This is a genomic window from Acidovorax sp. Root267, from assembly GCF_001429215.1.
Classification (GTDB): domain Bacteria; phylum Pseudomonadota; class Gammaproteobacteria; order Burkholderiales; family Burkholderiaceae_C; genus Acidovorax; species Acidovorax radicis.
The window spans coordinates 1-13093 of record NZ_LMJC01000018.1 but is presented as its reverse complement, the minus strand read 5'-3'; the positions used below and the strand labels follow the sequence as shown (position 1 = coordinate 13093).

The window sequence follows — 13093 nt, the reverse complement described above, 5'->3', positions numbered from 1 at the left end:
CTGGGTGGATTGCAAGGACTCTATCAACTCCTTTAGAACCGCTCGCGCCATGAAGAGTGGATAGCGTTTGGAGTCTATGCAATCGTCCGGGATGTGACACTTATGCACCGAAATCGGTAGGCAAATCATTAACTTACGACGTCCTAATGTGAAAACGTTGGGACACTACTGGTATCACACAAGATATGAGGCAATGCGGTCTCGGAGGATTTGCAGTCGCGCAGGTGGCCCGACCGAGCCAAGACGAGCCATATTTCTGTTGCAGTTTGAAACAGTCCACGGGCATCTTGCAGGTCTCATCAACATGAGAGGGCTTGCTGTGCAACATTCACGCGCATTCACATCCTTGGCCGCTACCCTGACTGCCGTGCTCTCAACTGGTTGCGCCACAACATCGCCTGGCATCGCCTACTACGACATGAACCGGCCGGAGTCGCTTCGGCCGAATGATGGCGTCAACGATGTCTTCGTCTTGGACAAGGCCATCCTGAAAATCTCGACGGACAACCAACCTGCTCTGCCGGTCGTGTCCCTCTCATGTCAGGCTTTGCGTTCGCTTTCAGCCCCCACTGGGCGCCTCTGGCCGCGGGATGACTTTCGGGATCCCAGAGTGTTGGAGCAGGTGCCGGATTGACCAGATCTGTGCAGATTTGCCGATCAGGATGTGACCACCCAATGACGGTTTAGACCGCTTGATCAGTTTGGCGCTGGCGCCAACATCTGTCGAGCATCTTCCTACACGCCGGCCCCTCAGTCTCCTTCATGCACCTGCTTATGCACGCTTCATAATGTGTAATATACGAACAATGTTCGTTTATCCCACATCGCAAGCGGAGCTTGTGCGTGCTGCCCGCGGAGATCGCACCCAGGCTGAATTTGCCCAATTGCTGGGGTGCGACCGATCGTGCTTGTCTCGATACGAGCGTGAGCAGCTAGGTGCTCCGCCGGCAGTCATCAGCGAGTGTTTGCGAATTGTTGCCACGGCTGCGGCCACGCGGGGAGTAAGCCCCAAGCCCTATGAGCGAGCTCTTTTGCAAGCACGTCGTGTTGTCGCGGAGCTGGAAATGTTGGAGGCGAGATGAGCGATGCATTTTTTCCACCCATGCCCGATGAGCTCGAGGAAGCACATGCGGGGCGCATCGGCGCCTTTCTTGCAGGCCCCATCTCTAAGGTTCAGAGGCACTCTCTGATCCGAAAGCTTGCAGAGGCGGTAGTCCCCTCAGCGGATGCATTGCCATATAGCTGGCAGCTGGCTGCGCTAAGCGGAATGGAGCGCACTGAGTACGTGAGGCAGCACAGCATGTTGCCTGCTATCGCAGTCGTTGAATTTCAGGATGCAATCAGCCCCTTTGGCGCTGAGAAACCATCGCGGGGTATTCAATCTGGAGCAACGTTACACATTCCAAAAGTTCATCTTTGCAGGAAGTGTGTCAAGGAGGATTTGTCATCGCGGCCATACAGTTGGTTTCGGCGAAGCCATAGCCTTCCCGGAGTCGAGATGTGCTCCAGACACGCGTGTCGACTAGATAGCGTGCATGCGGCCGACCCGTGGAGTCGTCTGCCTCATCATTGGCTTGCTTGCGGCGACACGAAGCCCAGTGAGATAAATACCGAATCCAGATCCGAGTGCCTGTTTCAGTCCCGGCTCCAAGAGACGTATCAGCACTTTCTTAATAGAGATAGGCCGTATCGTCAGCCGCAACTCCATGCATTCATAAAAAGAAGGGCTCGCGAACTGGAGCCCAAGAATTCGCCCCACAACCTGTACTCTGCGGTCGTTTTTAAGACGGCTCCGAAAGAATGGATACTGAGAAACTGTCTAGCGGTCGGAAACGGTAACATTTTTGGTGCCATTGAGTCGCCAATGGCTTTACCTTCGTTCGGATTTCTCTATACGGTCCTGCTGGGAGCGATGTTCAGCACTGCCGAAGAATTCGAACAATCTATGGCGCAGTCAGTTCAGACACCCTCAGCCGACGTCGACTTGTGCCGCCTCGCTGCCTAGTTTGCCCGGGGCTTTCGAAAAAAGTGTCAGCTCTTGCCGAGTGCGCTGTAAATCGCTGATCTGGTCAGCGGCAGGCGATCCAGTTTGGAGAGCTTGGCTTTCAGTTCGGGAATCTTTTGATAGAGCTGGAATAGCTTGATTCTCTTTACCGCGTCTTCCGTCACGAGGTGAAGTGCCACTTGCCGCACCTGGATCGATAGTTCGCTATCACGCGTGTCCCAGTCAACGCGTCTGCCGCTGCTCCTTGCGGCTTTCGCCATCTCGTTTGTTCGTTCTGAAAGCCAGTCACGATCGTTCCTGTAGAGCCAGGCATAGACCGAGGGTTCCTTCATTCGTGCGGCTTTGACGCCAGATATGGGGTTGTTTGACGTAGTCCGGACCCACCGACGACGGTTGTGTCTCTGCGCATTTTTAAAGCCTGCCAGTTTCCATTCTTCATGCAGCCCCACCTCCGTTCTGAGCAGGGTGGTAATCGTTTGCAAAGATACCTTCCCGGCTTCGGCTACTTCTCGTTTGCCTATCCCTTTGCGCAGCATGGCGGTCAATGCAGCCCTGAGCTCAGGCTTAAGGATCTTGGGCCTTCGGGGTGTAGAAATGCCTTGGGATGCACACCAAGCCATTGCCGTGGTGGTGTCAATGCCAGCTGAACGTGCCGCAGCAGAAAGTGATTTGCTCGTTACCAACGCCGAAAAGAATTGTTTCTTGCGAGCATCTGGTGCAGTGTCTCGTGAGGTCGCTCCGGCCTGCCCGGCGGAGTGCTGCCTGGAAGAGCATCTGGCCAGAGTGGCTGAGTGGATTGCAAGCAGATCGTCGAGATCCTCAAAGAGCCAGGCCGCAAGCGCCAATCGCCTGAGAGGGTGAACTGCTGACGCTCGGGGACCGAGCTGCCTGGTGAGGTCAGCGCAGGCCATCGTGACGGAGGAAGGCAAGGCATTCAGTTGCTCCACAGACACCAGAGGCTTCAAGAATGCTGCGTAGCTACCACCCGCAGCTTCGCGCCTCAGGCACTGTGTAGGCCCCTTCAGAAACCCCTCTCTATCCAATCCTAGGCGAAATGCCTGCGAGAGTCTGTCTGGTCCCAGATGCAGGCCTTCTCGGGACCCAACGGCGGCGACCATGTGCCCGAACCTGAAGATGCTCGGCGGCACAGGTGAGGTATCGGGTGCCTGAAACTGCGACGCTGACGGCAGGATCCAATGGAACCTAGAGACGCCGGTGGCCTTGAGGTCTGATGACAACAGCCTGCAGCCATGTTGTCGACACACCCAAAGTCCAGGTAGCTGATGCTCTCGGTGCCAGTAGGCTGTCGCGAAGTGTTCTGCGTCTTCGCGCATGCATATTGGGCATGCCTTGAGGGGGTGGTTGGCGCGGAAAGCACTGGTAAGCAGTCCCAGTTGAAACTTGAGGCTACCCACCGAGCCTTCGCAGGATGCGAGGATTGCCCTCCGCACTAGATCCGCTGTTGCGAACCGTAGATATAGCGGGAGTATCGTGTGCTTCTCAATGATGCTTTCAGGGGTGCCTAGCAATCCGCCCGCCATGCGGCTGAAGTGGTCAAGTCTGGCTGGAAAGTCGTGAGCACTGCCTTGCTGAGGATGGCCGAAGAGTGCTTTGCAGGTGGTGGAAGCTAGGCGATTGCCGCTCGCTTTGTGGTACCGGCTGCAAAGGCTGAAAAGGGTCTCATCAGGGAGCCATTGCTGAGGCAGGCCGGATTCTAATTGAAACAGCGCTGCCATAGGTTTCAGGGTGCTGCGGCTGAACCCGGTACGCGAGCCATTGACGAGCCAATTCGACAACGCGGTGGAGGTCTTGGTCTCACTCTTGAAGCGTTCATTGCCAGGCTCCTGGCCAGCATAAGGGTGGGGAGAGGCACGGTCTTCAAAATGGCAATCTTCGATGCGGTCATTCTCAGCAGAGAGTCAGCCTTGACGCAGATGCAAAAAAAGCCTGCACAGTATCCTCCCTTCGAAGCACCGCTGAAAGCTATCCAGTCAGATGGAATGGGTCCTCCACTCAGGACCTGGAGCATCAACTCCTGTCGGCCTTTATGAACCGCGATTTCCACATGTATGGCTTAACGTCTGCAGCCAGAAGCTGAGGCTGCGCTACGCAGCCATCTTCAGTGTTTCGTTCAGCACAGTTTCGTCGATCTGAGCGTGTGCTGCAAATTGGAGATACAGATGCTTCACGACCATTGCCTTTTTCTCGGGAGAAATCTGGGCGCCATGAGCCAGCAGCCAAGCATCGACGCGCTCGGAAATAGAGAGACATAGCTGCCAGTTCAGCAGGCGTCCAGCTGCCACTTGTCCGGGCTCGTCGGTTAACACCTTCAACACATCGAAACCGTTTTGGCCTAGGACGAGCAGGCGTTCCACATCCAGCGGAGTCTGGTCCGACTCAAGCATCGAAATCATAGAGCGGCTTGTGCCGAGCATGGCCGCTACCTCTGCCTGCTTCAGCCTTAGTCGTTTGCGCTCAAAAGAGATGCGAAATCCATACATGGAAAAATCCGTTTCCAAGGTTCATGTTTGCAAGATGTGCATTATGTGCATCAAATGTCAAAAATATTGACATTTGTTGAGAAAGGTTTGAGGATATGCACATGTCTTCGCTTCGCACACCACCAGAGGCCCGCGCTTGGCTTGCGCGGCATGGAGTGACGATCACTGCCTGGGCAAGATCACATGGATTCAAGCCTGCGGTGGTTGCCGCTCTGCTTTCAGGGCGAACTCAGGGAAACTGGGGGGAGGCTTATGGCGCAGCCATCGCGCTTGGATTGAGGCCGGCACCACTGGATCACGAAGTGCATCCTCTGGGCGAACGCCAAGAGGCCATCCCCGCCACCAGCCAAGGGAGTATTCAGTGACCCAAGACTAAGCAAAAACCTGTGGGCAAATAGCACAACGCCCGGTAGCCTTTGGCGAGGCGACCGGGCGTCCTGGAATGTGCAGGCTGATTTGCAAACTAGCCAGCCGTCACTTTCCATCAAAGCGCTCCTCCTGTCAACCCTGGCATTGAAGTCCGGCGCTTGTGTGTTGCCCATTCCTTTTTCAAACACGCGGCGAGGTGCCGCATGAGGAGTGCGCATGGGACAAGCACGGGGAATGACGGCGAACCGGCTCAAGGAGATAGTGAGACGGCAACGGGCGCCAGAGTTTGGTGCAGGGTATGAACCTGCCATCAAGGCCACGCGAGAGGAGGCCCCCGCAGGGTCGCGGCCCGCTACGGTCTGGTCGCGGCTGCTTGCTCGGGATGTGCATACGCTTTCTGTGCCGGAGAGAGAGGTCCTGGCTTTGCTGCTGTACTGCCCCTCCCTGTTTGAGTTGCAAGAGCAGCGGATGCTCCCTTTTCTTGCAGCACCTCACCCGCTGCACGCTCACCCAAGGGCGAAGGATGAGAGCCTGAAAGACTTTCGAGGAACGTTGGCAGTGGCCGAAGAGCGGGGCTGCCTTTCGTTTCATCCGTCTGTCCATGTTGACGGGGAGGAGGTGCCCGCCTGTTGGATCGGTGATTTCTTGGGCTTTTTCACCGACCGGCTCGGCCCATACTGCGTGAACTTCAATGTCAAGAGCACGCGCGAGGAGTTTGCGGTGCCCCAAGTTGGTATCTCAGTGAGAACCGACAAGGCACGTGCTGCCGCAAAGGAAGGTTTCCGGCACCTTGTAGAGCGGGAGCTGTACGCAGACATCGACATCCGTACCGTAGAAGTCGCTGCTGCCGAGTTGCCACCCATGCTTACCGCCAACTTGCTTCAGCAATTGCTGTGGCAAAAGCGTGAGCACCTGCTGACTGATGAACAGGTCCAGATAGTTCTGGATGGGTTCAACTTGGGCTTGGTGTGTCGCGCGACGCCGTTGGACGTCATGGTCTCCATTGAGCAGACGCATGGCATTCCACGATACGAACAGAGGATCGTCTTCGAACAGGGAATTTTTGCCAGGCAGATCCGTGTTGACCTGTTTGAAAGTCATATCTTTGTTGACAAACCCATGCTGCCAGAGAAAACCGACGCGCTGGAGGCCTACGCTGATTGGTTCCGGAGGGGGCTATGAGTGGAATCTGCGCCGGAACCCCCATCACTGCACCGGACGGCTATCGCAGTTTGCGGGCGGGAACGACTTACTACTTTCTTCGGAGCAGCCCCAGCGCACGCGTGGTCACGCTGGTCGAATTTGCGCCCCGACGAACTAAAGAAATTGTCGACAAAGAGGGCGCCACGAAGAACCTTAGGCCGTTGCCATTTCCAGTCCTGATTCGACTCCATCGGATCGACTTCGAGGAAGCGGTGCTAACTGCCCAAATACTTCCCGGCAAGCAGGAGGTGCTTCCGCCTTGGCTATCCGGGCTTGAAGGATTGGACCTTGAAGCAGTCGACGCAGAGCGAGTCAATCCGGCAAGGCGTCATAGGGATCGCATCGACGACAAGATTGGTAGCTTCTATGGTCTTCTGCCCAACATTGAGAGCATTCTGGATTCGGAGAACACAGAGCAAATCGTCAACAGACACGCGCGTTCCCAGCAGCCCACGCGGAATGAGTCGCGTGTACGTCTCTGGCTGTTTACCTATCTTGCCTTTGGTAGAAATCGATACGCATTGCACTATCCAAGCCATCAGATAGGGCACTGGGACCGTCTTAACACGCCGTCGAGGGCGAAGCGCGGAACTCCTAGTGCTGAAGGCAAGGGGTATGGCTTCAATACCACGGGCGACATGCACGATCGGATTCTCAAATCCTACAGCGCCCTTGCTGCAATCGGGATTACCGATGAGGAGATCTATGTCAAAGCGATGAAGAAATTCTTTGGTTGCCAGTCGCGTATGACAGAGAGGAAAGGAAAGCAAGTCGCGGAGTTCTTCCACCCTAAGGGGGAGGGTTTCCCAACGCAGGCCACATATTTCTACTATGTTGAAAAGCGCTTTCCCCGCCGGCAAGTAAAAGAGGCCAAGTGGGGGCACAACCGTGTTCGGTCAAAAGTAGAGCCTTACCGCGGGAGTTTCACTGAATCGAGCTGGAACTTGATGCAACGTGTTGAGGCAGATGCCTACTTTGTGGAAGACCTCCCCAAAGGCTATGTCGAAGGAAGCGATCTGAAACCACTCGTTGTCGTGACGAAGAGAGATACAGCTTCAGGAAAAAAAACCGGAATCGGTTTCGCGTATGGCCGTGAGCTCGCGGCTGCCTACAGGATGGCGACCTTCTGCGAGGCAGTCGGTTTTGGTGTGTATGGGCGTCTCCTCGGGTTGCGAATCGCCGATTCTGCGGGGGGAGTATCGCCCTCTGACATCACAGATCGCGGTGCCGGAGCGACTGCGGGGGCGATATCAAGGATCGAAGACTTCCAACCGGTTGTCCGTGAAACTGCCCCTTCTTATTCGGGACAAAGCAAGGCATTGATTGAGACATCAAATCCAAAAATGCGACACGACGATGAGGCGCCTTCATTCCGGCGCTCCAATCTGAAGACCATCGAGCTTGCACGTCGTGAGTTTGGGCTGGCTCTCCAGTTCAATGAGACCGCGATCGTTGCAAACCGTGTGGACCCTGATCTCGCGCCGCGAGTTACTCGCTTGACGCCAAATGGCGTTTGGGAAGCGCTCGACTCCGTCGGGCGTAACAATGCGCTTCAGATCGGATTTGAGGATGCGGTTCGCGCGTATCTGGATGTGGTTCCAGCCAAGCTGACGCGCGGGGGAATTGTGTTGGCTGGCCGCAATTACTATTCAAAAACTCCTGAGTTTGAGAAAGCTCTATCGTCGGTAGCAGGCGGGCAAGACGTGGACGTCAACGTCTTTGTCCTGGCTGCTTGTATCCGATATGTCTGGTTTGACTGGAATAACAAACTGATCGAGCTAGACGTCCGCTACCCGATTCCAGTGGGCGAGGAGGTGAAGCACATGTCCTTCGCCGAAGCGGTCGAGTACGCCGAGCATTTGAAGAATTGGGAGGCGACGGAACGCAGGCATCGCGCCGCAAAAAAGCACCTTTTGAATGAGGACTACTTGGAGCAGACAGGAATGGAGCTGAAGTCAGGGAGTCGCGTCGCTGGGCGGCCCAAGCGTGGCACTGCCACCGCTCGCCTGGAGCACGACGAGGCTCGGCAAAGCGTTGAAGGGAGGAAGGCCGCATGATTCTGGCCGACTCCTCCATCTATACGAGCCGCTACGAAGATGCACTCGCCCCCGGCGTGATCAAGCACCGCGCTGACTCATATGGTTCTCTCGTCGAGGATCTCATGTCGGTCGGGGTGGAGGAGGCCTGCCAGAAGTTGGAGTGCGGACTGAAAGAAGTACTGTTAGTCACAGTCCAACTGGAAAAAGCCATCCGCTCCGAGATAGAGCGCGCACTGTCTCACTCGAAGGTCGTGTACAAAATCCCGGGTGCGGCGTTGGCTGCTGCATACTCAGGCGTTGCGCCGGGTGACGGGACGCCGCCGTCGTTCGTCACCGGCCTCGCGGGGGTCGGGAAGACCCGGCTTCGGCTCGCGATCCAAAGGATCTTGGCTGGGGAAAGGAAAATCAGCCTGGATGCTGCGCACCCTTCGGTGCCACTCATCGACTACGTCGACTGCGTGGTGGGAAAGAAGGCAAGCGTTTCTGCGGTACTGCGTACTTTTGCAAGCCCGGGGGCTGCAGGCGGCAAGGCAAAGATTGGCCAAGAAGAGTTGGGACGGGAGTGTGCCCGCTGGATGCGGGTGTCCGGCGTATGCCTGTTCGGCGGTGACGAAACACAGTTCATGGCTCAATCAGCTGGTGCCAGCACGCTCATTACGAGGACCCTCCTTGCACTTGCCGAACTTCAGGTGCCTTGGTTCGTAATCGCCAATTACTCGATGGGATGGAAGCTGCGCAGCCGTCCTCCTGAAGCCACACAGCGGCTGCTTAGCCGACCAGTTGTGCTTTTGCCGGACCCTCCCGTCTCAGAGGACTGGGCTGCACTGCTGGCTGCCTATCAGGTTGTTCTGGATGAAGCAGTGAGCTTTTCCCTGGTGGATCATCGGGTCGAGCTGTGGAATCTCTGTGCGGGGCTGAAGCGTCTTCTCGTGAATTTGCTGGTACTCAGCTATTGGATGGCTCGGAGCGCTGGTTCTCCTAAAGCATCTTGGGCTCATGTGCGCCAAGCTTTCAATTCGGTCAGGTACGCGACTGCAAGAGATGATGTCAATCTCCTCATAGCTCACGCCGGGCAGAAGACAAGCCTCCGCAAAGATCTTCTGTGCCCATTCGATGGGCCGGAGGTTCAGGCAAATGCTGAAGTTTTTGAAGATCAGCTTCGTGCGGCTAGACGGGCGACCGTGGCTCTGAGAACGGTGCAGGCATCTATGAACTGGCAAGAACGCGACGCTATTGCCTTCATCAACAAATCCGCAAATCTCATGCCTGAGCCGACCGCGCAGGTCATCAAGCTGCAGAAGAATCGCAAACCACGAACCCTCAATGGAATGCTTGATGCGGCAGCAGGCTTTATGGAGTCTCTTGATGACCGCTCAAAGAAATAGGGTGCTTTGATGGCTGAAAAAGTGAAGGTTCCAGTTGGTGAGGTAAACAGCACCAAGCGCTAAGGCCTATCTTGTTCGTTTGGGTGGATCTGGAGGGCGACGTTTGTTGGTCGACCTGGATCCCGAAGCCAGTGAAGCACTAGACAGGCTTGTTGCCGCCGGCTATGGATCAACAAACAAGACGGTGGTATGTCGAGCGCTGGTCGCCGCAAGCGAGCAAATTGGGACAGACTAGTTTTGAGCTTCGTCTCAGGGATCTTCGGCATACTGCCGAGATTGCGGAAGCGAGATGCAGACAGAAGCACTATCGTCTCGGGCAATCCGGCGCGTGATTCAGTGTGCTTTAGCCCCTAGGCCTGTACAGCAACAGGTAGGTAGCGACACAAGTCCGTTCAAGAAGACTAGGTAAACCGAACAGCTAGCGCGCCACCACGCATCGCTCGCACGGCGTACCAGCTCAGGAGGCTAGCCATGAGCCCCAGTGCCACTATGCCCTGGATGGGGGTAAGGCTCCCTGCCAGTACGGCTTCTCCAACTCCCTGGGCGCCAACAACAGCTTGCCAAACGACAAGCACGGCAATCACCATCGAAATTGGCAATAGCAATCCTGCAAAAAATGCACGCAATGGTTTGGGGAAAGAATTCATTTTCATGAGGTTGGGATTCGCGTTGGCGTGAGGTCGATGTGGCGCACTGACTGTAGGGTTAGCCTATGGGGCCGTGACGCACTCATCTTGGTGAGCAGCGTACGACGCATACCGCTGTGAACATTCGATCAACATTCAGTTGGGGCGAGATATGCAGTCAATGTCAAAAGTGGTTTCTTGAGCTTAGGAGCTCATTTGAAGCCCGCTCTCTTTAGGGCGTCTTTGAGTTGCTTCTCGATCGCTTGTTTGGCCTGCGTGGTGGCTGCCTTCATGACATCACCATACTTTCCTGTTGCGCCGCACTTTGAGCATTTGATGCTATCGGTGGCTCTTGGATTCGACGGCATTTCAAATTTCTCGCTGCCGCATGAACATTTGACGGTGACGGTGCTCATCAAGAAACTCCTTTAGAACAAGATTTTTCGGGAGTGCCGTTGGGATCTCTCGTGTTTCAAAAAGCCATCAGAATCTGGTTTTCACCTTACCGGGCCGCTCTGTTCGTACTGCAAGCCAAGCATTTGAAGTACGGTCCGTATCGGCCATCGTCCACAGAGGCGACCGGGGAGCCACAGGAGTGGCAGGCCTCGTCTGTGCCAGCCTCTGCTTGGTACAGGCGCCAGCAACTCCGCGCGAAGAAAACCATCGCGCCCAAAAATGCAGCCATGGAGATCAAGCTCGTGAGGCTCACCAGACCAGCGAGCATTGGCATGGCAGCGAATTCGCGCCCAACGGAGTGGGCTACTACACCTCCAAATACGCAAATGCCAGGAAATGCAAAAAGGTTGAGGTAAAGGCGCAGATGGTTCAGATTCATCTTGGATTCTCCAGTGCCGGCAAGGTCCGCTGATCGCATGCATCCCAAAGCATGTAGTGGTGACCGGCCAAGCTCGAAAAGTGGGCCTACACACAAAGGTGTGTGAGGCCTTCACCTTTTAGAAGGGCCTGATCAAAGTGCACCAAACTACTTTTCGTAGACGGGCGTGGACGCAGTCGTTGCTTTGACCAAGTTGATGCCATTGAGGGCATCATCTTTTTGCGAATAGCCCTGCCCACTATCTGCAATGGTTCTTCCATTTATGGAAACCAGGCGCCAGCGCCATTCACCACGCGCGTCTTTATACAGTTCGAATTTCATTGCACTTCCTCCTTGAGGGTTGACGGGTTGCGAAATCCACGCCCCTGCGCAAGGAGGGGCGGTTCTTGCCCGGTTACGACTTCCCAGGCTCCTTGCGGACACCTTTGAACGGCGTGCCGTCTTGCTTTTGATCCATGAAGCGGCCATCGGCCGCATTGCGCTTGACCCACGTGTCTGTCACGGGGTTGTGGACCTGCGAACGTTGGCGAACTGCACCAACGCGTGCGTTGTCACCGAGAGGGGCATTTTTTGCCATGGCAGCTTCTCCTGAGTTGAGATGGCGCCAATGTAGCACATGAAATTGCTATATAGCAACACTCAAACATGCTTATTCGCATAAAATTTTGCGATATAGCAATAGGAGGGCCGCATGGCCGCAAATCGAGGACACTTCGACTGTGAGGGGTTCTACGCAGCACTCGACGACATCAGGAAAGCGAAGAACTTTTCGTGGAAGAAGCTCGCAGACCAAAGCAAGGTGAGCGCTTCGACGCTAACCAGGATGGGCCAAGGCAAGCACCCGGACGCGGACAGTCTGACTATGCTGTCTGCTTGGGCTCAACTGAATCCAGCTGACTTCGTGACCGACGAAGATCTGAAGGCGCGCGATACCACTGTCTTGCCAAAGATGATGGCGCTTCTGAGAGCGGATCCCAACCTGAACGAAGATTCGATCAGAGCAATACAAGACGTGTTGACTGTGGCGTACCGTCGCCTTGGAAATGCACCAGATCCTAAGGAGGAGATAGATCTTGGCGGTAGCACTTCGGCGGGGGTTTAAGGCTGAGGCAGACAGATACGCTGTTGAGTTCCGGATGGAGCTCCAGTTGCAGGCATCGGCGCCCCTAGATATGTTCCAGTTGGCGGGGCACTTAGAAATACCTGTGATGCCGTTGAGCGCATTGGCGGGAGAAATGGATGCGGCCAATTACCGTCACTTGACTGGAGCATCTAAGAGCCCGTTTTCAGCCATCACGCTCTACTTGGGTCGTAGAAGGGCCATCGTGTACAACGACTCCCATGCTCCCACACGACAACAAAGTGACCTCGCGCATGAACTCTCGCATGCGGTACTCGACCATTCTCCCAGCGCACTTACCAATGAATCCGGCGGCCGGCACTACAACCAGGTCTTGGAAGATGAGGCCACTTGTTTGTCCGGCTTTCTCCTGGTTCCAAAGGCCGCCGCAATGTCGGTCGCAGCAAGCGGTGAATCAGTTGAAGATGCCGCTGCCCGCTACAAAATCAGTCCTGCAATGATGCGTATGCGCCTAAATCAGAGTGGGGCGCAACGAATTCTTGCGCGTGCAAGAGCAAAGCGCATGTGTTGAATTGCTGCCGATTCGGTGGAAGTCTTCTTCAGTTCACTGCGCATTGATAGTCCCGACGAACTTTGTTTGCAGTTGTGCAGGCCCGGCTGCCTTTGTTATCGTTTCCGACAAACTTTGGACTGACTCGCTAAGCCATAGAAATCAATGACTTATGCGAGCCTACCCCGACGAACTTTATTGGTTGTAGTCATGATTGATCGTAAAAATAAACTCTGTAATCTGTAAATAAAACCTGGAAAGGTTTAGTGCACCTGTACCGTTGGGTTCCAAGCGCCTCCGTTGAGGCGCTTTTTATTGTCAGCTCACAAAGCTCTGGGGAGTTGGATGGGCTGCTTTAGGCTGGTTGCGGACATACAGTGTCCGCCTCGAATGAGTACTATCGGCCAAGACGAGTCATTCATCACGAGAGCTTGATTCGCAGTCATGTCTCCTTAGGGTGCACGCCGGCTGTTTTTCCTTGAATGCGAACCTGCCTGTT

General features: G+C 55.3%; 13 protein-coding genes. 7 read left to right on the top strand and 6 right to left on the bottom strand.

Annotated features, from left to right (window positions below; all coding sequences use genetic code 11):
- Positions 1-346: 346 nt before the first annotated feature.
- On the top strand, positions 347-634 hold the full coding sequence (locus tag ASE39_RS26460; protein WP_140426782.1) for a hypothetical protein: 288 nt from the start codon (positions 347-349) through the stop codon (positions 632-634).
- 1397 nt (positions 635-2031) lie between these two features.
- On the opposite strand, the gene ASE39_RS27115 is transcribed toward ASE39_RS26460, so the two are convergent.
- Together ASE39_RS27115 and ASE39_RS14030 are read right to left on the bottom strand one after the other, a co-directional pair.
- Positions 2032-3123: a TnsD family Tn7-like transposition protein gene (locus ASE39_RS27115; RefSeq protein ID WP_242421448.1), complete on the bottom strand. Its 1092-nt coding sequence runs from the start codon at positions 3121-3123 to the stop codon at positions 2032-2034.
- Between the two features lie 987 nt (positions 3124-4110).
- Entirely contained in the window at positions 4111-4506 is a 396-nt protein-coding gene (locus tag ASE39_RS14030; protein WP_057271556.1) for a helix-turn-helix transcriptional regulator, read from the bottom strand.
- Between the two features lie 585 nt (positions 4507-5091).
- Here ASE39_RS14030 and ASE39_RS14025 point away from each other — a divergent pair.
- Genes ASE39_RS14025 through ASE39_RS14015 form a run of 3 tightly spaced genes read left to right on the top strand, consistent with a single transcriptional unit; the run spans position 5092 to position 9502 of the window.
- On the top strand, positions 5092-6057 hold the full coding sequence (locus ASE39_RS14025) for a hypothetical protein (protein ID WP_057271555.1): 966 nt from the start codon (positions 5092-5094) through the stop codon (positions 6055-6057).
- Complete coding sequence (locus ASE39_RS14020) at positions 6054-8135, top strand: hypothetical protein (protein ID WP_140426781.1); 2082 nt, start codon at positions 6054-6056, stop codon at positions 8133-8135. Before ASE39_RS14025 ends, ASE39_RS14020 begins: the two co-directional genes overlap by 4 nt.
- Positions 8132-9502: a hypothetical protein gene (locus tag ASE39_RS14015; protein ID WP_057271553.1), complete on the top strand. Its 1371-nt coding sequence runs from the start codon at positions 8132-8134 to the stop codon at positions 9500-9502. Before ASE39_RS14020 ends, ASE39_RS14015 begins: the two co-directional genes overlap by 4 nt.
- A 401-nt stretch (positions 9503-9903) precedes the next feature.
- Here the strand turns inward: ASE39_RS14015 and ASE39_RS14010 are convergent, their stop codons facing one another.
- Together ASE39_RS14010 and ASE39_RS26455 are read right to left on the bottom strand one after the other, a co-directional pair.
- Positions 9904-10155 carry a hypothetical protein gene (locus ASE39_RS14010; protein ID WP_140426780.1) on the bottom strand — a complete coding sequence of 84 codons (252 nt, stop codon included), beginning with the start codon at positions 10153-10155 and terminating at the stop codon, positions 9904-9906.
- Positions 10156-10340: 185 nt separating this feature from the next.
- The gene (locus tag ASE39_RS26455) at positions 10341-10544 is read right to left on the bottom strand and encodes a hypothetical protein (protein WP_140426779.1); all 204 of its coding nucleotides are present in this window, start codon (positions 10542-10544) and stop codon (positions 10341-10343) included.
- Between the two features lie 179 nt (positions 10545-10723).
- Between ASE39_RS26455 and ASE39_RS26450 the strand changes: the two genes are divergently transcribed.
- Positions 10724-10996 (top strand): hypothetical protein, encoded by a 273-nt coding sequence (locus tag ASE39_RS26450; RefSeq protein WP_140426778.1) that lies wholly within the window; start codon positions 10724-10726, stop codon positions 10994-10996.
- A 114-nt stretch (positions 10997-11110) separates the two neighbouring features.
- Here ASE39_RS26450 and ASE39_RS25895 read toward each other — a convergent pair whose 3' ends face one another.
- Entirely contained in the window at positions 11111-11284 is a 174-nt protein-coding gene (locus ASE39_RS25895; protein WP_082615440.1) for a DUF1508 domain-containing protein, read from the bottom strand.
- Between the two features lie 73 nt (positions 11285-11357).
- A complete protein-coding gene (locus ASE39_RS14005) occupies positions 11358-11540 on the bottom strand; it encodes a hypothetical protein (protein ID WP_057271551.1) in 183 nt (60 codons plus the stop codon).
- Between the two features lie 114 nt (positions 11541-11654).
- Between ASE39_RS14005 and ASE39_RS14000 the strand changes: the two genes are divergently transcribed.
- Positions 11655-12065, top strand: coding sequence for a helix-turn-helix domain-containing protein (locus ASE39_RS14000; protein ID WP_057271550.1), 411 nt, complete (start codon positions 11655-11657; stop codon positions 12063-12065).
- Between the two features lie 34 nt (positions 12066-12099).
- Positions 12100-12615, top strand: a complete 516-nt coding sequence (locus ASE39_RS25890) for an ImmA/IrrE family metallo-endopeptidase (RefSeq protein ID WP_082615439.1) — start codon at positions 12100-12102, stop codon at positions 12613-12615.
- Positions 12616-13093: the final 478 nt, after the last annotated feature.

Bases quoted from the DNA above. Each gene is read 5' to 3' on its own strand.
- ASE39_RS27115 (WP_242421448.1), bottom strand. From the start codon at position 3,123: ATGGTCGCCGCCGTTGGGTCCCGAGAAGGCCTGCATCTGGGACCAGAC.
- ASE39_RS14030 (WP_057271556.1), bottom strand. From the start codon at position 4,506: ATGTATGGATTTCGCATCTCTTTTGAGCGCAAACGACTAAGGCTGAAG.
- ASE39_RS14025 (WP_057271555.1), top strand. From the start codon at position 5,092: ATGGGACAAGCACGGGGAATGACGGCGAACCGGCTCAAGGAGATAGTG.
- ASE39_RS14020 (WP_140426781.1), top strand. From the start codon at position 6,054: ATGAGTGGAATCTGCGCCGGAACCCCCATCACTGCACCGGACGGCTAT.
- ASE39_RS14015 (WP_057271553.1), top strand. From the start codon at position 8,132: ATGATTCTGGCCGACTCCTCCATCTATACGAGCCGCTACGAAGATGCA.
- ASE39_RS14010 (WP_140426780.1), bottom strand. From the start codon at position 10,155: ATGAAAATGAATTCTTTCCCCAAACCATTGCGTGCATTTTTTGCAGGA.
- ASE39_RS26455 (WP_140426779.1), bottom strand. From the start codon at position 10,544: ATGAGCACCGTCACCGTCAAATGTTCATGCGGCAGCGAGAAATTTGAA.
- ASE39_RS25895 (WP_082615440.1), bottom strand. From the start codon at position 11,284: ATGAAATTCGAACTGTATAAAGACGCGCGTGGTGAATGGCGCTGGCGC.
- ASE39_RS14005 (WP_057271551.1), bottom strand. From the start codon at position 11,540: ATGGCAAAAAATGCCCCTCTCGGTGACAACGCACGCGTTGGTGCAGTT.
- ASE39_RS14000 (WP_057271550.1), top strand. From the start codon at position 11,655: ATGGCCGCAAATCGAGGACACTTCGACTGTGAGGGGTTCTACGCAGCA.
- ASE39_RS25890 (WP_082615439.1), top strand. From the start codon at position 12,100: ATGGAGCTCCAGTTGCAGGCATCGGCGCCCCTAGATATGTTCCAGTTG.